The sequence below is a fragment of the Streptomyces sp. CB01580 genome (genome assembly GCF_001905795.1).
Taxonomy (GTDB): domain Bacteria; phylum Actinomycetota; class Actinomycetes; order Streptomycetales; family Streptomycetaceae; genus Streptomyces.
The window spans coordinates 193,694-215,330 of record NZ_LIXJ01000008.1 but is presented as its reverse complement, the minus strand read 5'-3'; the positions used below and the strand labels follow the sequence as shown (position 1 = coordinate 215,330).

Below are 21,637 nucleotides of genomic sequence, written 5' to 3'. Positions count from 1 at the left end.
ATCCCGCCTCAGCCGGCCACCCGGGCGGGCTCCCGCAACGGCCAGTGGCCGTCCACCACCGCGTCCGCGGTTCCCTTGCGGCGCAGGAACTCCTGGAAGTCGGCCGCCCATCGCGCGTACCACTCCACCTGGCGCTCGTGCAGTTCGGTGGCGGCGAGCCCGGCCACCGAGCCGTGCCGCTCGGCTATCGCGTACGCCACCCGGACCGCGGCGAGCGCGTCCGCCGCCGCGTCATGGGCGCCGCCGTGCACCACCCCGTACTCGACGCAGACCGCTTCGAGGGTCCGCTTACCCTTCCGGTAGCGGTCGACGGCCCGGTCGATGGTGTACGGGTCGACGACCGGTCCGATCCCGGCGCCGTCGAGCCTGTCGCTCAGGGACGGCAGCCCGTGCCGGTGCAGCTCGGCCGTCAGCAGCGTCAGGTCGAAGGCCGCGTTGTACGCGACGACGGGGACGCCCCGGCGCCAGTGGCCGGTGAGCGTGTCGGCGATCTCGTCGGCCACCTCGCGCACCGGCCGTCCCTCGGCCGCCGCCCGCTCGCTGCTGATGCCGTGGATCGCCGACGCCTGCGCGGGGATCCGGATGCCCGGATCCGCCAGCCAGGTGCGCTGCCGCACCGGCTCCCCGTCCCCGGTCTCGACGCCCACGACCGCGGCCGTCACGATCCGGGCCTCCAGCGGGTCCGTGCCCGTCGTCTCCAGGTCGAAGCCGACCAGCGCCTCCCGGTGCCAGCTCATCGGGTACCTCCTTCGTGTTCCTCCCCCATGTGGTGACCACCCTCGCACGCACCACTGACAACGGGCTCACGGCCCCTCAGGAGACGGGACGGGAGTCCGTCCACACGGACTCGAACTCCTCGCGGTACGTCTCGAACAGGCCGTGCTCGCTGTCCTGGCCTGCCCGCACCACCGCGCGCCCGCCGCCCCGCAGCACCAGCACGGGCGACTCCATGCCGCGTGCGCGCCGCAGATACGGCTGCACCACCCCGACCGCGTCCGTCCCGTCTCCGTCCACGAGGTAGGCCGTGAAGCGCGGTGTCTCGTCGAAGACGTGGATCTCGAATGCTCCGGGGTCGCGGAGCTTGGAACGGACGCGGCGCATGTGGAGGATGTTCATCTCCACGGACCGGCTCAGTTCACCCTTCTTGAGGCCCAGTTCCCGCTCGCGCCGCTTGACCGCGCTGCTCGCCGGGTTGATGAACAGCAGCCGGACCCGGCAGCCGGACTCGGCCAGCCGGATCAGCCTGCGGCCGGAGAAGTTCTGCACCAGCAGGTTGAGTCCGATGCCGATCGCGTCGAGGCGCCGTGAGCCGCCGAACAGGTCCTCGGCGGGCAGCTGGCGCTGGAGCCGCACCCGGTCGGGATGGACCGACACCACGTCCGCGTACCGGTCGCCGACCAGCTCCTCGACGGCGTCGACCGGGAGCCGGTCGGCCGACGGGACCGCCGCGCCGCCGCCCAGGATCTCCAGGAGCCGGGCGGAGGCGCGCTCGGCCTGGGCGAGGACCGCCTCGTTCAGCGCGCGGTTGCGGGAGACCACGTTGCGCGCGACCTCCAGCTCGTCGAGCGCCAGTTCGACCTCGCGGCGGTCGTCGAAGTAGGGCTCGAAGCACGGCCAGTGCTGGACCAGCAGCTCCCGCAGCTGGGGCAGGGTGAGAAAGCTGAGCACGTTGTCGTCGGCCGGATCGAGCAGATAGCCCTTGCGTCGGGAGACCTCGCGCACGGCGACGGCACGCTGCACCCACTCCTGCCCGGCGGGCCCGGCGGCGGCCACCACCCACTCCTCGCCGTGGACCGGCTCGTAGATGGGCCGGAGCACCGCTGCGACCACGGCCCGCAGTCGTTGCTCCACGAGGTTCAGCCAGATGTAGGCGCGTCCGGCCCGCTGGGCTCGGGTGCGCACCTCGCTCCAGGCGTCCGCCCCCCAGTCCAGTTCCGCACCGATCTCCACGGGCCGGGCAAGCGAGACCGCCCCTGGTGGGGCATCGGCGGATTCCCCCTCGTGACCTGTGTCACCCGGGGGCAGCTCGAAGCCTTCCGAGCTCACCCGTGCACCGCCTTCCACTCCCCCACCAACGATCAAGGAAGGGTACTCCGCGAGCACGATCCGGTGCAGCCGGATGCACAGGCCGCTTTCATCAACTCCCCAACGGGGAAAGCGCGTTCCCCGGGGCGAGATCCGCCGTAGTGAGCGGATTCATAGCGATTGGACCCTCTGCCCGAGGCTTCGTTCCGGGGCCGGAGCGATTTCGGGGCCCGGGATTCCGGCCCTGGGGGCGACACGGAGCGGACCGATGTTGACCGGCCCGCGCGACGTCCTAGGAAGCCGCCCCCATTTCGGGGAAGATTCGGGAAGATCGAGAAGATACGGAATATTTATGAGAGACCGTGCTCGAACGACCCATAACCACCAGGCACCCGGATCAGAAGTGGAAGAGTCGAAGCTATGCAGGTCTGGCCGGGACAGGCGTATCCCCTCGGAGCCACGTACGACGGCGCCGGGACCAACTTCGCGGTCTTCTCGGAGGCCGCCCATCGAATCGAGTTGTGCCTGCTGCACGACGACGGTTCCGAGACGGCGGTGGAGCTCAGGGAGACCGACGCCTTCGTCCGTCACGCCTATCTGCCCGGGGTGATGCCCGGACAGCGGTACGGCTTCAGGGTGCACGGCCCGTACGAGCCCGAGCGCGGGGTCCGCTGCAATTCGGCGAAGCTGCTGCTCGATCCGTACGCCAGGGCCGTGGCCGGGCAGGTCCGGTGGGGCGAGGCGGTGTACGGCTATCCGTTCGGCCGGCCCGACGCGCGCAACGACCTCGACTCGGCGCCGCACACCATGACCTCGGTCGTGGTAAACCCGTACTTCGACTGGGGCGACGACCGGCGGCCGCGTACCGACTACCACCGCACGGTGATCTACGAGGCCCATGTGAAGGGCCTGACGATGCTCCATCCGGGGCTCCCGAAGGAGCTGCGCGGGACGTACGCGGGACTGGCCCATCCGGAGGTGATCGCCCACCTGACCGAACTCGGCGTCACCGCGATCGAACTGATGCCCGTTCACCAGTTCGTCCAGGACCACCGGTTGGTGGACGCGGGGCTGGCCAACTACTGGGGCTACAACACGATCGGGTTCTTCGCCCCGCACAACGACTACGCGTCCTGGGGCGACCGCGGCGAGCAGGTGCTGGAGTTCAAGCAGGCGGTGCGGGCACTGCACCAGGCGGGCATCGAGGTGATCCTCGACGTGGTCTACAACCACACCGCCGAGGGCAACCACCTGGGGCCGACGCTCTCCTTCCGGGGCCTGGACAACGCCTCGTACTACCGGCTCGCGGACGACCAGCGGTACTACATGGACACCACGGGGACGGGGAACTCCCTGTTGATGCGGTCGCCGCACGTGCTCCAGCTGATCATGGACTCGCTGCGGTACTGGGTCACGGAGATGCACGTCGACGGCTTCCGGTTCGATCTGGCGGCCACGCTGGCCCGGCAGTTCCACGAGGTGGACCGGCTGTCGTCGTTCTTCGACCTGGTGCAGCAGGATCCGGTGGTCAGCCAGGTGAAACTGATCGCCGAGCCGTGGGACGTGGGCGAGGGCGGCTACCAGGTCGGCAACTTCCCGCCGCTGTGGACCGAGTGGAACGGCAAGTACCGGGACACCGTGCGGGACCTGTGGCGGGGCGAACCGCGGACGCTCGCCGAGTTCGCCGGACGGCTGACGGGCTCCTCCGACCTGTACCAGGACGACGGGAGGCGCCCGCTCGCCTCGATCAACTTCGCCACCTGCCACGACGGGTTCACGCTGCACGACCTGGTCGCGTACAACGACAAGCACAACGAGGCAAACGGCGAGGGCAACCGGGACGGCGAGAGCTACAACCGGTCCTGGAACTGCGGGGCGGAGGGCGAGACGGAGGATCCGGAGGTCCTGGAGCTCCGGATGCGGCAGATGCGGAACTTCGTCGCCACGCTGATGGTGTCCCAGGGCGTGCCGATGCTGAGCCACGGCGACGAGTTCGGGCGCACCCAGCGCGGCAACAACAACGCGTACTGCCAGGACAACGAGTTGTCGTGGGTGCACTGGCCGGACCCGGCCGACGCCGCGCGGAGCGGACCGCAGGGCGGCGTCATGGACGGCGGGTCCGGGGCGGAGGACGGCGAGGGGGAGGACGGTGCGGGCGAGGCGGACGGTCTGGGCAGCAGCCTGCTGGAGTTCACCCGGGCGATGGTCTGGCTCCGCCGCGACCATCCGGTCTTCCGCCGCCGCCGGTTCTTCCACGGCCGTCCGGTCGAGGGCACGCACGACGAGCTGTCGGACATCGCGTGGTTCACGCCCGGGGGCCGGGAGATGACGCAGCGGGACTGGCAGGCGGCGCACGCCAAGGCGCTGACGGTCTTCCTCAACGGCCACGCGATCTCGGAGCCGGGGCCGCGCGGCGAGCGGATCTCCGACGACTCGTTCCTGCTGATGTTCAACGCGAGCGCCGAGACCCTGGAGTTCCGCGTGCCGGTGCATCACGGGCGGCAGTGGATGGTGGTCGTCGACACGGCGCGCCCGGCCGGGGTCCTGCCGGGCTGCGGGCCGAAGGTGTCGGCGGGCGAACGGGTGACGCTGGTCGGGCGGAGCATGGCGGTGCTCCAGCGCCCGGCGTAGGCGCCGCGCACGACTGTCCGGTGCGGACGTCTCGCACGCCCGCGCGTACGTGCGCGGCGGGACGCGGGGACGTGGGGCGCGAGGATGTCCGGCGTACGCGCGGCGCGGGGCGTGAGCGGTGTCCGCACGCGGCGTGCACGCCCGGCGCGGGCATCGGGCGCGGGTTCCAGGCGTGCACGCCCCGGCGCGTCGCGGGGCGGGCCGCGACACCGCCGGTCGGGCCCTTTGCGGCGTTCCGTGACACAGGGGCGCGCGGGCCGGGTACGTAACGGCGCATGACGCCCACCTCCACCTATCGGCTCCAGCTCCAGCCCGACTTCCCGTTCCCGGCCGCAGAGGACGCCGTGCCCTACCTCGCCGCGCTCGGGGTCTCGCATCTGCATCTCTCCCCGGTCCTGGAGGCCGTGCCGGGCTCCCGGCACGGCTACGACGTGGTCGACCACGGGCGGGTGCGCGCCGAGCTCGGCGGCGAGGAGGGGCTGCGGCGGCTGGCCCGTACGGCCCGGGAGCACGGCCTCGGGCTGGTCGTGGACATCGTGCCGAACCACATGGCGGCCGTGCCGCGCCTCAACCGCCCGCTGTGGGAAGTGCTGCGCGAGGGCGCCGCGTCACCGTACGCGCGCTGGTTCGACATCGACTGGGAGGCGGGCGGCGGCAGGGTGCTGCTGCCGGTGCTCGGCGGGCGGATCGGCGACGAGCTGGACGCGTTCCGGGTCGACGGGGAGGTGCTCCGCCACGGCGAGCAGGAGTTCCCGCTCCGGGCCGGCACCGCGCACCTGCCGCTGCCGGAGCTGCTGGACGCCCAGCACTACCGGCTCTGCTGGTGGCGGCTGGCCCGTACCGAACTGAACTACCGCCGGTTCTTCACCATCTCCGGCCTCATCGGGGTACGCGTCGAGGACCCGGAGATCTTCGACGCCACCCACGGCAAGATCCTCGAACTGGTCCGGGACGGGGTGATCGACGGGCTGCGCGTCGACCACCCGGACGGGCTCGCCGATCCCGGGGCGTATCTGGAGCGACTCGCGGACGCGGCCGACGGGCGGTGGACGGTCGTGGAGAAGATCCTCACCGGTGACGAGCCGCTCCCCGCCGACTGGCCCGTCGCGGGCACGACCGGGTACGACGCGCTGCACCGGATCGACGGCCTCTTCGTCGACCCGATGGGGGCCGCGGAGCTGATCGGGCGTTACCGGGAGCACGCGGGACCGGCCATGGACCGCGGCGGGTCGTGGAAGGCGACCGTCCGGCGCGCCGCGCACGAGGTCGTGACGCACGAGCTGGCCGCCGAGACCGGCCTGCTCACCAGGCTCGCCGCACGCGTCTGCGCCGAGGACCCCGCGCTGCGCGACCATGCGCCGTGGGCCCTGCACGCCGCCGTTCGCGAGCTGCTGGTGCGCATGCCGGTCTACCGCGCGTACGTGACGGCGGGCGGTCCGTGCCCCGGGGCGGGCTCCGCGGTGGTCCCGGGGGCTCCCCCGGATGTGGAACCCGGGACGCCCCCGGAGACGCTGCCGGACGTGGTCGTGCGCGACGCGAAGGCGGCGTTCGCCGTACCGGAGGAGGCGTCGGCGGTGGACGTGGTGCGGGACCTGGCGCTGGGACGGCTGGGCGGGGGGCCCGACCGGGCCGCGTTCTGCGCCCGGTTCGCGCAGACCGCGTCGGCGCTGCGCGCCAAGTCGGTCGAGGACACGGCGTTCTACCGGTACGTCCCGCTGGTCTCGGCGAACGAGGTGGGCGGTGACCCCGGGCGGCCGGCCGTGACGCCGGACGAGTTCCACGCGTTCTGCGCCCGGCTGGCCCGGGACCGGCCCGCCACGGGCACGGTCCTGACCACGCACGACACCAAGCGGAGCGCCGATGTGCGGGCTCGCGTCGCGGTGCTGACGGAGTGCCCGGAGCAGTGGTCCTGGCTGGTGGTGGAGCTGGCGCGGACGACCCCCGCGACCGCGCCCGACGAGCAGTTCGCCTGGCAGGCGTGGCAGACGGCCGCGGGCTGCGCGCGGCTGCCGGCCGGGGAGGCGGCGGGACGGCTGGAACCGGCGCTGCTGAAGGCGGTGCGCGAGGCGGGGCTGTCCACCACGTGGACCGAGCGCGATCCGGGGTACGAGCGGGCGGTGACGGACTTCGTCGCGGCCGGACCGGCGGCGGACGGCGGTCGGGTGCGCGAGACGTTGGACCGGTTCACGGCCACGCTCGCCCCGTACGCGCGGGCCAATGTGCTCGGCGCGGCGCTGGTGCATCTGACGATGCCGGGGGTGCCGGATCTGTACCAGGGCACGGAACGCGAGTACGTGGCGCTGGTCGACCCGGACAACCGGCGGCCCTTCCGCCTCCCGCCCGAGGACGGCCCCTGCGAGGAGAAGGCGGAACTCACGTCGGTGGTGCTGCGGCTGCGGCGCGAGCGGCCCGGGGTGTTCGGGGAGTCCGGTACGTACGTCCCGCTGAGCGCGCGCGGTCCGGCGGCCGCGCACTGTCTGGCGTTCTGCCGCTCGGACGAGGTGGTCACGGCGGTGACCCGGCTGTCGCTGCGGCTGGCGGAGTCGGGCGGCTGGCACGGCACGGATCTGGTGCTCCCGGACGACGGGCCGTGGACCGATCTGCTGGCTCCGGGCCGGAAGTTCACCGGGCCCTCGGTCGCGGTCGCCGAGCTGTTCGCCGAACGGCCGGTGGCGCTGCTCGCCCGGACCGGGACCGGCTGAGGGCGGTCCGGCGGAACCCGTGGCCGTTCCCTTGTCCCGCGCGCCGGTTCCGGCCGGGCCCACGAGCCCCTGTGGGCCCGGGAGAGGGGACCGCCCCTCGAAACCACCGCCACGACCGGGGACCCGGCCGGTCGGGTCCGGCGCGCGTCGGGCGGCGGGGGGCGCCGTCAGGCGGGAGGTTCGAGGGCGGGCGCGGTGAGCCGGAAGCTCATTCCCCCGAAGCTCACCTGGTCCCCCTCGCGGACCCGTACCACACCGACGACGCGCTGCCCGTTGACGCACGTGCCGTTGGTCGAGCCGAGGTCGCGGAGCATCCAGCGGCCGTCCCGCGTGGTGAGTTCGGCGTGGAGCCGGGAGACGGACTCGTGGTTGAGCCGCAGTCCGCTGCCGGGATCGCGGCCGATCAGCAGGGGGTACGGACCGGGGACGGGAAGCAGCAGCCTCGGCAGCCGTTCGGTCCGCCAGACCCGGCGCACCCGGCCGGGGAAGCCGGACACCCCGCCCACGACCTTCAGCAGCCGCCGCGACCAGCGGCCCTCGCTCCCCGCCAGGTCGGCGGTGAGGGCGGACAGTTCCTCCGGGCTCCGGGCGACGAGAGCCAGTTCCATGCGGCGCATGAACGTGTCGTGCGACAGCTTGCCCTGTGCGGCGCCGTCTCTGAGTACGCCGATCACACGGTCGCGCTGGGCGTCCGACGGCCGCGCGGAGTACGTGTGGGACTCGAAGGAGGACGTCACGCGCCCAATTGTCGGCCCGACCGCCCCGGGGTGTCCAGAAGAACCCCGGCCCGCACGGGCACGCTCCCGTCCGGCTTTCGCGGCGCCGCGAAAACCGGGAGCGGGGCCGGGGAGCGGTTGCTACCGTCTCCCGCCTCGCGCCGCCCGTGGTCCCCGGGCGGCCTTCCACAACCGCCGAGGAGACCTCGTGCCCCCAGCTTCACCGGAAGCGACGTCGCAGGAACTGACCATCCGTCCGCTGACCGGCCCGGACGAACTCGGGCTCTTTCTCCGGCTGTCCTACCTCCTCGACGACGAGCTCACCGAGGACCTGGAGAGCGGGCGCCGACGTCCCGGGTGGATGTGGGTGGCGCTGCGCGGCGAGCGCGTGGTGGCCCGGATCGCCTGGTGGAGCCGGGACGGGGACGCCCCTCTGCTCCTCGACGTCTTCGACCTGGACGACACCCTGCCACGGCCCGAACGCGAGGAGGCGGGCCTGCGGCTGCTGGAGACGGCGACGGCGGCGGTCGTACCGGCCGGCGCGCCGCGCCCCGAGTACGGCCGTTTCGTACCGCCGGACTGGCGCGAGGACCCGGCCACCCGTGAGAGCGTCGAGGCGCGGATCCGGGTGATGGAGCGTTCCGGGGCGCGGATGCTGGTGGAGCGGCTGCGCCTGGAGTGGCGCGCCGGTACGCCGGTGCCGCCGGACGACGGACGGCTGCGGTTCCGCCCGGTGGAGGGTCGTGAGGATCTGCTCGCGCTGATGACGGCGGTGATGGAGGGCACCCTGGACGCCCACGGCCGGGCCGATCTGGCGTCCGGGCTCAGCGCCCGGGAGGCGGCCGAGAAGCACTACGACGAGGAGCTGGCCCTGTACGCCACCCCGCGCGAGTGGTGGCGGATCGCCGAACTGCCGGACGGCGATCCGGTCGGGTTCGTGATCCCGGCGCGCAACGACTACAACCCGATCATCGCGTACATCGGCGTCCTTCCCGCCCGGCGCGGCCACGGGTACGTGGACGGCATCCTCGCCGAGGGGACCCGGTTGCTGGCCTCGCAGGACGGAGTGGACCGGATCCGGGCCGCGACCGATCTCGGCAACGCCCCGATGGCCGCGTCCTTCGCCCGCCTCGGCTATGCGAACTTCGGGCGGTCCTTCGACATGGTCTGGGACTGACCGTCCCGGCGGGCGAGTTCCGCCAGCCACTCCAGACGCAGGCGCTGTTCGGCGGGGATCGTCGCGTCCTCGCCGCGCGGCCCCACGTTGAGCAGCACGTTGCCGCCCTCCGCCGCCGTCTCGCGGACGAGCGCCTCCAGCGCGTCCCGGCCGAGGAACGCCTCGGGCGGGGAGTTGCGGTTGTAGCCGAAGCTGTGGTCGATGCCGCGGGTGATCTCGTACGGGTCGGGGCCGGTGCAGCGGGCGAACTCGGGCGTGCGGAAGTCGTAGTACGGGGGCTTGCGGGGGACGAACCCCTCGCCCCGGGCGACGGTGCGGCGCTCGCGGCGGTCGTACAGGGCCCCGACCCCCGGCAGCCGCAGCGCGCGCCACATCGGTGTGTACGGGTACAGCCGGTCGTTGACGACGCCGTGCGGGACGGTGAACCGGTAGTACGCGATGAGCCGCTGGACGTCGGCCCGGGAGGCGGGCCAGGCGATGTCGTTCCAGAGGATGTCGGGGTGGTAGCGGCGGATCAGTTCGCGCACCTGCGCGTCCGCGTAGGCGGGGTAGCCGCCGCGGGGGACCGCGGAGACGGTGTCCGCGGCGGTGCCGATGGGGCGGTCGTCGAAGGTCCAGTCGAGTCCTCCGGAGTAGTGGACGCCGAAGCGCATCCCCTCCGCCCGTACGGCCTCGGCGAACTCCCCGACCACGTCGCGCACGGTGTGCCAGCCGGTGCGGTGCGGGTTGGCGACCTCGGAGGGCCAGAGGCAGAACCCGTCGTGGTGCTTGGTGACGAGGACGGCGTAGCGGGCACCGGCGGCCCGGAACCCGCGGGCCCAGGCGGCCGGGTCCCAGGAGTCCAGCGCGTCGTTGAAGTCGCCGCCGAAGGCGGTGTAGGGGCGGGTGCCGTAGGTGGCCCGGTGGTGGGCGGAGACGGGGCTGCCGGGAAAGCGGAGCGCGTTCTCGTACCACTCGGCGTACGCCGTCCAGGCGAGCGGGGCGCGTCGGCCCTCCGCCGGGAGTTCGTCCGGGGGGACGTACGGCGGGGCCCAGCCCGGCACGGAGGCGGGCGTCCAGTGCACGAAGATCCCCAGTCGGGCCCGGGACCACCACGAAGCGACCATGGCGCGAAGTATTGATCACGCACGGGGCCGTTCGTAAGGCCCGGGCGGCCGTGGAAGGACGGCCGTGAGGGACCCGGGCGCGGGACGCCGTCAGGCGCGCCCGGCCGCAGCGTGTCCGTTCTTCTGGGCGTGGATCAGGTCGCGGTACCAGGCGTAGGAGTCCTTGGGGGTGCGGCGCAGCGTCTCGTAGTCGATGTGCACCAGTCCGAAGCGCTTGCCGGCCCCCTCGATCCACTCGACGTTGTCGGTCAGCGACCAGGTGAAGTAGCCGCGGACGTCGACGCCCGCGCCGATCGCGGTGTGCAGGGCCTTCAGATGTCCTTCGAGGTAGGCGATCCGGCGGGTGTCGCGGGCGGGTTCGTCGACGGCGCAGCCGTTCTCGGTGATGTACAGCGGCGGGAGGCGGTCGCCGAAGCGGGCGTGCAGCTGCACGAGGGTTTCGCGCAGTCCGTCGGGGGCGACGGGCCAGCCGAAGTCGGTCTTCTCGTAACCCTCTATCTCCCGGATGCCGAAGGGGAGTTCGGCGGGCATCTCGAAGCCGGAGAAGGAATCGAGGGCCTGTGCGTCGGGGGCACCGACGAGGGTGGGGTTGTAGTAGTCGACGCCGTACCAGTCGAGCGGGGTGGAGATGGTCGCGAGGTCGTCCGCGACGGGGCCGGGCATCAGCGCGGCGAAGCTCTCGTCGGGGTAGCGGCCGGTGAGGATGGGGGCGGCGAAGAGTTCGGCATCGGCACATTCGACCGCGGCACGTTCATCTCGGCCTCCACAGCCGTAAGAGGGAGTGCGTATTGAGCGAAAGCGGGCAGGGCAATGATCAGGACCAGACCTTAATCGCCAGTAACGGGCTCGATCCAGTGTCGTGAGCCAGCCGTCGCGGCTGCTGCCGACGACGGGGCACGGGTGCGCGAGAAGACGAGGAGCGTTGCATGCTGTTCGAGGTATGGGCACCGGACGCGGACACGGTCGGCCTGTGGCTGGCGGGCGCGCGACGGGCGATGGCGCGCGACGCCGAGCGGGCCGGCTGGTGGACGGTGGAGGCCGAGGCATCGGACGGGGACCGTTACGGATTCGTCCTGGCCGGGGGCGGGAACGAGGACGGCGGCGCGCACGGGGAACGGAACGAGGACGGGGACGGAGACGGGGACGGGGAACGAGGCGGGGGCGGGGACCGAAGCGGTGGCGGGGGCGAGGCCGATCGGGTACGCGTACTGCCCGACCCCCGTTCGCGCCGCCAGCCCGACGGGCCGGACGGGCCGAGCGCCGTCGTCGACCACTCGGCGTACGCCTGGCGCAACGCATGGGCGGGGCGGGGGCTGCCGGGCGCCGTCCTGTACGAACTGCACATCGGTACGTTCACGCCGGAGGGCACCTTCGACGCCGCGGCGGCCCGGCTCGGCCATCTCACCGCACTGGGCGTCACCCATGTGTCGCTGATGCCGGTGTGCCCCTTCCCCGGCACCCGCGGCTGGGGGTACGACGGGGTGGCGCCCTGGGCCGTGCACGAGCCGTACGGCGGCCCGTCGGGCCTCAAGCGCTTCGTCGACACGGCGCACGGTCTGGGGCTCGCGGTGGTCCTGGACGTGGTGCACAACCACCTCGGCCCGTCGGGCAACCACCTCCCGGCCTTCGGCCCGTACTTCACCGACACCCACCGGACCCCGTGGGGCGCGGCGGTCAACCTCGACGCACCCGGCTCGGACGAGGTGCGGGCCTATCTGCTGGGCAGCGCGCTCGCCTGGCTGCGGGACTACCGGCTCGACGGGCTGCGACTGGACGCGGTCCACGCGCTGGCCGACTCCCGGGCGCTGACCTTTCTGGAGGAGCTGTCCGCGGCGGCCGACGAGCTCTCCGCCGAGCTGGGCCGCCCGCTGCCGCTGATCGCCGAGTCCGACCGCTGCGATCCGCGGACGACCACACCGCGCGAGGCCGGCGGCATCGGACTGCACGCCCAGTGGAACGACGACTTCCACCACGCCCTGCACACCGCGCTGACCGGCGAGTCCCAGGGGTACTACGCGGACTTCGCCGCCGCCCCGTTGGCCGCCGTCGCCAAGACGGTGACCAGCGGGTTCTTCCACAACGGTACGTACTCCGTCTTCCGCGGCCGGACCCACGGCCGCCCGGTCGACATCGCCCGCACCCCGGCCCACCGTTTCATCGGCTCCGCCCAGACCCACGACCAGATCGGCAACCGGGCACGGGGCGACCGGCTCACCGCCACGCTCTCCCCCGGCCTGCTGGCCTGCGCCGCCGCGCTCGTGCTGACCGGCCCCTTCACCCCGATGCTGTTCATGGGCGAGGAATGGGGCGCCCGCTCCCCCTGGCAGTACTTCACCGACCACACGGATCCGGCGCTGGCCGAGGCGGTCCGCACCGGCAGGCGACGCGAGTTCGCGTCGCACGGCTGGGCCACCGACGACGTCCCCGACCCGCAGGACCCGGCCACCCGTGACCGCTCCTGCCTGGACTGGAGCGAACCGGACCGGGAGCCGCACGCCCGCCTGCTGGCCTGGTACCGCCGACTGATCGCGCTGCGCCGCACGCTGCCCGACCTCGCCGACCCCGATCTGGCGTCGGTGCGCACCGCCTTCGACGAGCACGCGCGCTGGCTGGCCTACCGGCGGGGCGATCTGCGCATCGCCGTCAACCTCGACGGGAGGCCTGCCACGATCCCGCTGGGCGACGGACGGCGCAGGGGCGGCTTCGGCCGGGTGGTGGCGGCGTGGGAGCCCGTCGAGGCGCCGGGGAGCGACGGGCTGCTGCACCTGCCGCCGGAGTCGTGCGTGCTGCTGGCCGACGACCGGGACACGACCCGACCCGCTCCTGGTGCGAGGTCGGCTTCCTCGCTCTGAAGCGCACTTCAACTCCTGCACCCCTGCCGGGAACGAGACGGGAGGATCTCATGAAGCAGCGATTTCCCGGCCGTGGAGCCCGCACCGGGGCGGCCGGCCGGCACGTACAAGCGCGGCATGACGGCGGTCGAGCCCGGCACCCATGAGGCCCGCTCAGCGACATGCCGCACCGGTTGCGCGGGCGCGAGCCGCAAAACGACCGACACGGCCGTCGGAGCGCGCCGGGGGCACCTGCCCTCCACCACGCTGGGCGCCCGACCGCGGCGGAGGGCCTGCCCAAAACGGCCCGGCTACTCGACGATCGCCAGTTCGCGCGCCGTGTTGTTGAGGCGTCGGCCGCCGTCCTCGGTCACGGTCACGATGTCCTCGATCCGTACGCCGAACCGGCCCGGCAGATAGATGCCCGGCTCCACCGAGAAGCACATCCCGGGCACCAGCGGCCGTTCCTCGCCCTCGATCATGTACGGCGGCTCGTGGGTGGTGACGCCGATGCCGTGGCCGGTGCGGTGGATGAAGCGCTCGCCGTAGCCGAACTCGGTGATGACGGCGCGGGCCGCCCGGTCGACCTCCTGGCAGGCGGCCCCGGGCCGGACCGCGGCGCAGCCCGCCTCCTGCGCCTGCCGCACGATGTCGTGGACCCGCTGCTCCTCGGCGGTGGGTTCGCCGACATGAACCGTGCGGGAGGTGTCGGAGCCGTAACCGTGCTTCAGACCACCGAAGTCGAGCACCACCATGTCGCCCTGCTCGATGGTGCGGTCGCCCGCCTCGTGGTGCGGGTTGGCGCCGTTCGGGCCGGAGCCGACGACGGTGAAGTCGACCTGGGAGTGCCCGAACCGCTTGAGCAGGTCGGACAGTTCGGCGGCGATGTCGGTCTCCTTGCGCCCCGAGAACCGCACCTTGAGGATCTCCTCGTACGTGGCGTCGGCGGCGGCCCCGGCGGCCGCGAGACGCTCCAGTTCGGGGGCGTCCTTGACCGCGCGGAGCATCGGCAGGGCCTCGGTGAGGGAGACGTACGAGGTGTCCGGGAGCGCGTGCCGCAGTCCGAGCAGATGCATGGCCCAGGCGTTGTCGCTGATCCCGTACCGCCCCTGGTCCGACAGGAGCGGGGCGGCGACGGCGTACGGGTCCTTGCCGTCGGTCCAGTCCCGCAGGGTGAGGGCCGGTCCGCCGACGGCCTCCGCCGCATCGGGGGCCTCCAGGGTCGGGACGACGAGGACGGGGTCCTGACCGGGCGTGAGGACGAGGAGCGTGAGGCGTTCGGTGCTCACGGGCTGGTAGCCGGTGAGGTGGACGAGGTCGGGGCCGGGGGCGACCAGCACCCCCGCGAGCCCCGCCTCGGCGGCGGCGTCGGCCGCGCGCGCCATCCGTGCCCGGTAGTCGTCGGCGGTGAAGGGCACGGGCTGGTTCGGGCTGGGCATACGGGCCTCCTGAGCGCGGGACGTCAAGACGAGACATGACACGGCGTACGGCATCCTGCCCGTACCCACCGGGTCGACGCGAGCGGCACCCCGCAGGAACGCGCGGAGCGGTACCCCTGCGGCGAGGTGCGCGCGTCGCGCACGGCATGCGCATACGGGGCGCGCGGCGGCCGAGTTCGGTGCGGCCCGCCGGGCTTGACGGACGGGACGGGGCCGGGCCGTGCACCGCAGCCTCCGGGAGACCGAACGGTGATTAGGCTAGGCTTACCTATGCTGATTGTGCGGGAGGGCGGCCCCGACCGCCGGTTCCGGCCCGGACAGCCCCGAGGAAAGGCATGACCGGCATGACAGACGCCACCACGACGACGGTCCCGCCCCGCACACCGCCCGCCACGGGCCCCGCGGCGGGCGGCATGGACCTGATGATCGAGGCGCTCACCGCCGGGTACCCCGGCCACACCGTCGTGAACGGGGTCGACCTGTCCGTGCCCGCCGGCAAGGTCGTCGCGATCGTCGGCCCCAACGGCTGCGGCAAGTCCACCCTGCTGCGGTCGATCGCCCGCCTCCACCGCCCGGAGTCGGGCACCGTCCGGGCGGGCGACTTTGACGTCTGGCAGCTGAGCCAGCGCGCCGCCGCACACCGCATCGCCCTGCTGCCGCAGTCCCCGCAGGCTCCGGAGGCGGTGACCGTCGCCGGTCTCGTCCGGTACGGACGCCACCCCCACCAGGGCCTGTTCCGGCAGTGGTCCCGCGAGGACGAACGAGCCGTGCGCGAGGCCCTGTCCGCCACCGGCACCACCGGGCTGGCCGACCGCCGCATCGACCAGCTGTCCGGCGGCCAGCGCCAGCGCTGCTGGCTCGCGATGGTGCTCGCCCAGCAGACGCCGATCGTGCTGCTCGACGAGCCGACCAGCGCACTCGACCTGGGGCACGCGGTCGAGGTCCTCGAACTGGTCAGGGAGGTGGCGGCGGCCGGCCGCACGGTCGTGATGGTGCTGCACGACCTGGCGGGCGCCGCCCGGTACGCGGACATCCTGGTGGCCATGAACGGGGGCCGGATCGTCGCCCGGGGCGCGGCCCGTGACGTGGTGGACGCCGCCCTCGTCCGGGAGCTGTACGGGGTCGAGGCGGACATCATGGACGCGCCCGGCGACGGCGCCCCCGTCGTGGTGCCCACGGCACGCGCGACCCGCGAACGGCGGACCGCGCCCGCCGGCCGGTAGCGGGCGCCCACACAGCCCCGTGCGGCGCGGTCCGGTCCCGGACCGCGGTCAGCGCGCGCCCTTGCCCTCCAGGTACGCCAGCACCGCGAGCACCCGCCGGTGCACCGTGCCGTCGTCCGGTTCCAGACCGAGCTTGAGGAAGATCGACCCGATGTGCTTGCTCACGGCGCGCTCGGTCACCACCAGTTCGTCGGCGATGGTGCCGTTCGCCTTGCCCTGTGCCATGAGTTCCAGCACCTGGCGCTCGCGCGGGGTGAGGTTCTGCAGGGGTTCGGCCGACGACTTGCGGGTCAGCAGCTGCGTCACCACCTCGGGATCCAGCGCCGTGCCCCCGCCCGCGACCCGTTCGAGCGCCTGGAGGAACTGGTCGACGCGGCCCACCCGGTCCTTCAGCAGGTAGCCGATGCCCTGGGCGCCCCGGGCGAGCAGTTCGGCGGCGTACGTCTCCTCGACGTACTGCGACAGGACCAGGATCGGCAGGTCGGGCAGCCGGTCGCGGGCGGCGAGCGCGGCACGCAGGCCCTCGTCCCGGAAGGTGGGCGGGAGCCTCACGTCGAGCACGGCGGCGTCCGGGCGGTGCTCCAGCAGGGCGGGCAGCACCTCGGGCCCGGCCGCCGCGGCCGCCACCACCTCGTGGCCCGAGCTGGTGAGCAGCAGGATCAGGCCCTCCCGCAGCAGCGCGTTGTCCTCCGCGATCACGATCCGCACGGCAGCTCCACTTCGATCTCCGTAGGCCCCCCGGTGGGGCTGCTGATGCGGGTGGTGCCGTCGAGGGCGGCGATCCGCCGTCTGATGCCGACCAGCCCGCTGCCGGCGCCTTCGTCCGCGCCGCCACGACCATCGTCGCCGACGACCACGCGCAGGATGCCGGGGGGCCGGTCGATCCGCACGGTCGCGGCCGTGGCGCCGCTGTGCTTTCCGATGTTGGTGAAAGCCTCGGCGACCACGAAGTACGCGGCTGCCTCGATCGCGGCCGGAAGCCGTCGTCCGTCGTCCACACCGTCCACGTCCGTGCTGACGGGCACGCCGACGTCGGCGGCCAACGCCCGTACCGCGCCCGCGAGTCCGCGGTCCGTCAGGACCGGCGGGTGGATGCCGCGCACCACGTGCCGCAGCTCCGCCAGCGCCTCCTCCGCCCCGTCCTGGGCCTCGTCGAGGCGCCGGCGCGCGGCGTCCGGGTCGCGGTCGAGGAGCTGTTTGGCGAGGCCGATGCGCATCGACAGGGCGACGATCCTGGCCTGGGCTCCGTCGTGCAGGTCCCGTTCGATGCGGCGCAGTTCGGCGCCGTGCGCCTCGACCGCCCCGGCCCGGCTCTCGGTCAGCTGATCGATCCGGCCGGCGAGGGCGGCGGACGGCGAGGGTGTGAGCAGGGACCGGGTCCAGCTCGCCGCCAGGTCGGCGAGGACACCGTGCCAGCGCAGGGCCCAACCATGCCGCACCGGAGGCGGCGTGCCGTACTCGTCGGCCCTCCGCCGGTCCAGCAGGTGCTGGACCGGCAGCACGACCCCGTCGACGAAGAGCCCGACCGGCCACAGCACCATCGCGAGACATCCGAGGCCGTTCCCCGCGAGCGCGTGGAACGGCATCCAGCGCGCCCCCCGCCAGACCATCGGATCGGTGAGGACACGGCGCACCCGTTCGGAGAGTTCACCGCCGTCCGGGGCGGGCCGGGGCGCCGGGGCGTGGGGGACGCCGAGCCGTTCGGCCGCCCTGCGGCGCTCGAACTCCACCAGCAGCCGCAGCGGCTTCACGGCCTCGGGCAGGGCGGGCAACCCGATGAGCACCGCCGCGAACAGCAGGACGGCCACCACCAGGAAGGTGCCCACGTAGCAGACCATGGCCGTCCCCATGCCGATGAGCAGGTGGCGCGAGGCGTCCCAGGAGCGCCGGACGGCGATCGTCAGTGGGGTGGGGGTGGTGCTCATGCCGCACCACGTTACGGGGCGTTACCCGTCGCCGGAGTGGTGGTCTCCCCCCGGCCCCCGGTGTACCTGGCTGAACCCCGGTCCGGGTGTGCGCGCCCTCGCTCCTCGATCCCGGCGCACCTAGCGTTTACGCAGGTCAGCCAAGGAATGGGAGAGGAACGGTGGGTTCGAGGGTGGACACGGTCACAACGGTCACGGGGGTGCGGGCGACCGCGCTCGCCCTGGAGTCGGTGACCCGGCGCCATGGGCCGCGGGGCGGCCGGGGGACGCTCGCGCTCGACGCGGTGAGCTGCGCGGTCCCGGCCGGGAGCTTCACCGCGGTGGTGGGGCCCTCGGGGTCGGGGAAGAGCACGTTCCTGCAGTGCGCGGCGGGCCTGGACCGCCCGAGCTCGGGGACGGTACGGGTCGGGGGGACCGATCTCGGCTCGTTGTCCGAGGCCGCGCTGACCCGGCTGCGCCGGGACCGGATCGGGTTCGTGTTCCAGTCGCACGCCCTGAACCTGGTGCCCTCGCTGACCATCGAGGAGAACGTGGTGCTGCCGCTGGTGCTGGCGGGCGCCGGTCCGACGGACGAGCGGGTGCTCGCCCGCGGCCGTGATCTGCTGGCCCGGGTCGGCCTGGCGGGCCGGGGCGGGCAGGTCCCCGCGACGCTCTCGGGCGGTCAGCAGCAGCGGGTCGCGGTGGCACGGGCGCTGGTGACCGCACCCGAGGTGATCTTCGCGGACGAGCCGACGGCCTCCTTGGACCCGGAGTCGGCGGGCCTGGTGCTCGGGCTGCTGCGGGACGCGGTCCGGGCCGACGGCCGCACGGTCGTCATGGTCACCCATGAGCCGGCGGCGGCGAGCTGGGCGGACACCGTACTGACGATGGACGGCGGCCGGCTGCGATGAGCACGTACACCCGCACGGAGGCGGACACGGGTACGGGCGTCACGCCCCGCGGGCCCGGCCCGGACGTGCGTTTTGGGGTGCGGCGGGCTTCGGCCTTTCTCGCCCGGCGCTCGCTGAGGGCCCATCGGCGGGCCTGGGCCGCGGTGTTCGCCGCGACGGCGGCCGCGGTCGCGCTGATCGGTTCGTTCGCCCTCGTCCTCGGTTCGCTGCTGCTGGCCGCGCCCCCGGTGGCACGGTACGCCGGGGCGGACGCGGTGGTGGTCGGGGACCAACGGGTCACCTACACGGCGAAACCGTGGGGCAGCGAGCCGAAGACCGCCGAGGCCCATCTGCCGGAACGCGTCAGGCTCGACCGCTCGGCGGTGGCACGGGCGGCCGGTGCCGAGAGGGTCGCGAAGGCCGTCGCGGACGACTCGGTCCCGGTGACCGTGGGCGGCGCCCCCGGCGACGGTACCGGACGGGGCGCGGCCGGGGCCGTCGGCCGGTCCTGGCAGGCCGCGGTCCTCACCCCGTACCGGCTGACCGGCGGTCACGCGCCGGGCGCCCCGGGCGAGGTGGTCGTCGACGACGCCCTCGCCGCCGCGGCCGCCCTCCGCCCCGGCAGCCGGATCACCGTGCGGGCCGACGGGACACCCCGGCCCTACACCGTCAGCGGTGTCGCCGCGTCCGCGCACCGGGGTGACGGCCCCGCGGTGTTCTTCACCGAGCGCCGGCTGACGGACCTGGCCGGACACCCCGGCACCGTCGACGCCATCGGCGTCGTCGCCGAACGGGGGGTGACGGCCGGCGAGCTGCGGGCCTCGCTGGAGGCCGCGTTGCCCGACCGGGCCCGCGGCGACCGCGCGGTCGTGGTCCTCACCGGTGCGGAGCGCGGGCGGGCCGAACACGTCGACGCTCTCGGCACCCGGGGCGAGCTGCTTGAGCTGCTCGCCTCCGTCGCCGGAACGGTCCTGATGGTGGCGCTGCTGGTGATCGCCACCACGATCTCCCAGGCGGTCCACCAGCGGTCCGGCGAACTGGCTCTGCTGCGGGCGGTCGGGGCGACACCGCGCCAGCTCAGGTCGGCCGTCGGGCGCGAGGTGGGCCGGGTGGCCGGTGCGGCGGCGGTGCTCGGCGCGATCGGGACCGTGCCGCTGGGGCTGTACCTGCGGTCGTTGCTGGCCACGGAGCCGTTGCCGCTGCCCGTGCCGCTGTGGCTGCCGCCGGTGGCGGGCGCCGTGGCCGCGGTGCTCGTCGTCCTCCCGGCCCGTCCGGTGTCGTTGCTCGCGGCCCGGTCCGTCACCGGACTGCGGCCCGCGGCGGCCCTGGGCGCCGCGGGTGCGCCCGAGTCGAGCGAACCGGGCCGGGTGCGCACGGTCGCCGGGGTGGTGCTGGCCGTCGCGGGGATCGGATCGGCCGGTGCGGCGACCGCGCAGGGCGGGCAGGCCGCCGCGGTGGCCGCGTCGGGCGCGGCGACCTCGCTGATCATCGCGGTGGCGCTGCTCGGACCGCGGATCGCCCGGGTGGCGCTGCGGGTGCTGGGGGCGCCGGTGCGGGTGGTGGGCGGGGTCTCCGGCTTCCTTGCCGCCCGGTCCGCCGCCGCGCACCACCGGCGGCTGGGTGCGGCGATCACCCCGATCGTGCTGCTCGTCGCGTTCGTCTGCGTGCAGTTGTCGGCGGCCTCGACGCTGGAGCGGGCCGCCGGCCGGCAGGCCGCCGCCGCGCTGCGGGCCGACCTCGTGGTGACGGGCCCGGCGGGTCTTCCGGCCGACGCCGCCCGTGCGGTGCGGGAGGTTCCCGGGGTGGTGGCGGCGACGGGGGTGCTGCGCTCCGCGGTCGTGCTGGCCCACCGCGAGCTGGGCGAACCGCGCCTGGAGCGGTTGCCCGTGCTGGGCGTGACGGCGGATCGGCTGACCGGTGCGCTCGATCCGCACGTCACGGCCGGTGATCTCGCGGACCTCGTCGGCCGGGGCACTATCGCGGTCGGCGAGGACCGGGCGGCCGACCTGGACGCGGGCATCGGCGACACGGTGGAGCTCCGCCTCGGCGACGGCACGCGGGTCGCGCCCCGCGTGGTCGCGGTCTACGAACGGTCCCTGGGGCTCGGCGAGTTCATGCTGCCGCGCGAGGCGCTGGCCGCGCACACCACGGCGCCGCTCGACCGGAGCGTCCTGGTGCGCACGGACGGCTCGCCCGCCTCGGCCGACGCGGTGCGGCGTGCGCTCGCCCCGTACCCGGGTGCCCGGGTCCGTGCCGCGACGCCGGACGACGTACGGATCGACCCGCCGGCATCGGAGCAGGACGACGCCCTGGTGATCATCGGGGTCGGGGTGATCGGCGGCTTCGCCCTGCTGGCGGTGGTCGGCACACTGTCCCTGATCTCGGTGGGCCGCACCCCGGAATTCCGCCTGCTGCACCTGGTCGGCGCGGGCCGCCGTCAGGTGCGGCGGATGCTGGTCCTGGAGACGGCGCTGGTGGCGGTGGCCGGTCTGGTGATCGGCACCCTGGTCGCGGCGGTGCCGCTGGCGGCGTTCGCGCTGTCGACGACCGGCTCGTTGCCGTATCTGTCCCCGGCCCGGTACGGGGTGCTGGCGCTGGCCGTCGTGGTGGCGGCCGGACTCGGCACGATCCGCCCGGGCGCGTCGGGGGGACGCGGCGTCCTCGGGGGCCGGTCCGGCTGACTCCGTGCGGCTGCCCGGTCCCGAACGGCGCACGTTCGGGACCGGGCAGCCGGTCACTCGTTGCCCCGAACCGGTCGGACGACGCTGCCGGTCCAGTGCCACGCACCTGCTGAACCCGGTCGCCGATGTCGTCAAGGCGCGTCTCCACGGCGCCGCCGCGGGTCGCGTCGGAACCCAGGCAGCCTGCCTGCCACGACGCACTGTGCACGGCGACGAGTTCGACATCGCCGTCCTTCTCGCGCAGCGTGGGACCACCCGCATCGCCCTTGCTGATGCTCCCGCCGTCCCGCTCGATGCCCACGGTGGTGGCAC

At 73.9% G+C, this 21,637-nt stretch carries 14 protein-coding genes and 1 pseudogene; 7 read left to right on the top strand and 8 right to left on the bottom strand.

Features of this window, described 5'->3' with window-relative positions; genetic code table 11:
• Positions 1-8 precede the first annotated feature (8 nt).
• Together AMK22_RS15040 and AMK22_RS15035 are read right to left on the bottom strand one after the other, a co-directional pair.
• Entirely contained in the window at positions 9-737 is a 729-nt protein-coding gene (locus AMK22_RS15040) for a 3'-5' exonuclease (RefSeq protein ID WP_073785204.1), read from the bottom strand.
• A 76-nt stretch (positions 738-813) separates the two neighbouring features.
• Positions 814-2,046: an SAV2148 family HEPN domain-containing protein gene (locus AMK22_RS15035; protein WP_073785202.1), complete on the bottom strand. Its 1,233-nt coding sequence runs from the start codon at positions 2,044-2,046 to the stop codon at positions 814-816.
• 399 nt (positions 2,047-2,445) lie between these two features.
• On the opposite strand from AMK22_RS15035, the gene glgX reads away from it, so the two are divergent.
• Positions 2,446-4,656, top strand: coding sequence for a glycogen debranching protein GlgX (glgX, locus tag AMK22_RS15030; RefSeq protein ID WP_073785200.1), 2,211 nt, complete (start codon positions 2,446-2,448; stop codon positions 4,654-4,656).
• A 275-nt stretch (positions 4,657-4,931) separates the two neighbouring features.
• On the top strand, positions 4,932-7,358 hold the full coding sequence (treY, locus tag AMK22_RS15025) for a malto-oligosyltrehalose synthase (RefSeq protein ID WP_073785198.1): 2,427 nt from the start codon (positions 4,932-4,934) through the stop codon (positions 7,356-7,358).
• A 167-nt stretch (positions 7,359-7,525) separates the two neighbouring features.
• Here treY and AMK22_RS15020 read toward each other — a convergent pair whose 3' ends face one another.
• Positions 7,526-8,095 (bottom strand): DUF1707 and FHA domain-containing protein, encoded by a 570-nt coding sequence (locus tag AMK22_RS15020; RefSeq protein ID WP_073785196.1) that lies wholly within the window; start codon positions 8,093-8,095, stop codon positions 7,526-7,528.
• Positions 8,096-8,282: 187 nt separating this feature from the next.
• Here AMK22_RS15020 and AMK22_RS15015 point away from each other — a divergent pair, with 187 nt between their 5' ends.
• On the top strand, positions 8,283-9,251 hold the full coding sequence (locus AMK22_RS15015) for a GNAT family N-acetyltransferase (RefSeq protein ID WP_073785194.1): 969 nt from the start codon (positions 8,283-8,285) through the stop codon (positions 9,249-9,251).
• On the opposite strand, the gene AMK22_RS15010 is transcribed toward AMK22_RS15015, so the two are convergent.
• Together AMK22_RS15010 and AMK22_RS15005 are read right to left on the bottom strand one after the other, a co-directional pair.
• The gene (locus AMK22_RS15010; RefSeq protein WP_073785192.1) at positions 9,209-10,357 is read right to left on the bottom strand and encodes an alpha-L-fucosidase; all 1,149 of its coding nucleotides are present in this window, start codon (positions 10,355-10,357) and stop codon (positions 9,209-9,211) included. The genes AMK22_RS15015 and AMK22_RS15010 overlap by 43 nt on opposite strands.
• 90 nt (positions 10,358-10,447) lie before the next feature.
• Positions 10,448-11,122 (bottom strand): annotated as a pseudogene (locus AMK22_RS15005) (family 1 glycosylhydrolase); the annotation flags it as partial.
• A gap of 161 nt (positions 11,123-11,283) precedes the next feature.
• Here AMK22_RS15005 and treZ point away from each other — a divergent pair.
• Positions 11,284-13,209, top strand: a complete 1,926-nt coding sequence (gene treZ, locus AMK22_RS15000) for a malto-oligosyltrehalose trehalohydrolase (RefSeq protein WP_073785190.1) — start codon at positions 11,284-11,286, stop codon at positions 13,207-13,209.
• Between the two features lie 290 nt (positions 13,210-13,499).
• Here treZ and AMK22_RS14995 read toward each other — a convergent pair whose 3' ends face one another.
• Complete coding sequence (locus tag AMK22_RS14995) at positions 13,500-14,627, bottom strand: aminopeptidase P family protein (RefSeq protein WP_073785188.1); 1,128 nt, start codon at positions 14,625-14,627, stop codon at positions 13,500-13,502.
• 413 nt (positions 14,628-15,040) lie between these two features.
• Between AMK22_RS14995 and AMK22_RS14990 the strand changes: the two genes are divergently transcribed.
• Positions 15,041-15,850: an ABC transporter ATP-binding protein gene (locus tag AMK22_RS14990; protein ID WP_073785342.1), complete on the top strand. Its 810-nt coding sequence runs from the start codon at positions 15,041-15,043 to the stop codon at positions 15,848-15,850.
• Between the two features lie 48 nt (positions 15,851-15,898).
• On the opposite strand, the gene AMK22_RS14985 is transcribed toward AMK22_RS14990, so the two are convergent.
• Positions 15,899-16,558: a LuxR C-terminal-related transcriptional regulator gene (locus AMK22_RS14985; protein WP_073785186.1), complete on the bottom strand. Its 660-nt coding sequence runs from the start codon at positions 16,556-16,558 to the stop codon at positions 15,899-15,901.
• Positions 16,546-17,775 carry a sensor histidine kinase gene (locus AMK22_RS14980; RefSeq protein WP_073785184.1) on the bottom strand — a complete coding sequence of 410 codons (1,230 nt, stop codon included), beginning with the start codon at positions 17,773-17,775 and terminating at the stop codon, positions 16,546-16,548. Before AMK22_RS14980 ends, AMK22_RS14985 begins: the two co-directional genes overlap by 13 nt.
• A 173-nt stretch (positions 17,776-17,948) precedes the next feature.
• Between AMK22_RS14980 and AMK22_RS14975 the strand changes: the two genes are divergently transcribed.
• Together AMK22_RS14975 and AMK22_RS14970 are read left to right on the top strand one after the other, a co-directional pair.
• Complete coding sequence (locus tag AMK22_RS14975; protein ID WP_073785182.1) at positions 17,949-18,665, top strand: ABC transporter ATP-binding protein; 717 nt, start codon at positions 17,949-17,951, stop codon at positions 18,663-18,665.
• Positions 18,662-21,325, top strand: a complete 2,664-nt coding sequence (locus AMK22_RS14970) for an FtsX-like permease family protein (protein WP_073785180.1) — start codon at positions 18,662-18,664, stop codon at positions 21,323-21,325. The genes AMK22_RS14975 and AMK22_RS14970 overlap by 4 nt, the downstream gene beginning before the upstream one ends.
• The last annotated feature ends 312 nt before the right edge of the window (positions 21,326-21,637 follow it).